The following is a 391-nucleotide window of genomic DNA, read 5'->3' on the forward strand; positions in this document are numbered from 1 at the left end:
GAGGTAGAAGATGACGCTTGCTGCGATGTGGATTGCGGACATGAATGTATGAGCGCCGCGGTCGTATCGTGTTGCCACCCGTCGCCAATCTTTCAGCTTTGCGAACATGTTTTCGATCAGATGGCGCTTTTTATACAGATGCCAATTGTAAGGTGGCTTTAGATTTCCTGTTCTTCTTTGGTGGAATACAGGCGGTGATGTTTCGATCTGCAAGCGATAACCTGATCTGGTTACTGTCGTAGCCTCTATCCCCGATGACTTCTTCTGTCTCATCGGGGAGGTCTGCCAGAAGCACGTCTGCGCCTCTGAGGGCGCTGACCTGTCCAGCAGTCAGATGGAGGGTTCGAAAAACTCCATGGTTTTGAGTGCGTATCTGTGATTCCATACCTCC

Annotated in this window: 1 pseudogene; it reads right to left on the reverse strand. The window is 50.6% G+C overall.

Annotation, left to right across the window (positions count from 1 at the left end):
- Positions 1–385 (reverse strand): annotated as a pseudogene (locus HK20_RS13395) (IS5 family transposase); the annotation flags it as partial.
- Between the last annotated feature and the right edge of the window lie 6 nt (positions 386–391).

It is taken from the genome of Acetobacter sp. DsW_54 (assembly GCF_002153575.1).
Classification (GTDB): Bacteria; Pseudomonadota; Alphaproteobacteria; order Acetobacterales; family Acetobacteraceae; genus Acetobacter; species Acetobacter fabarum.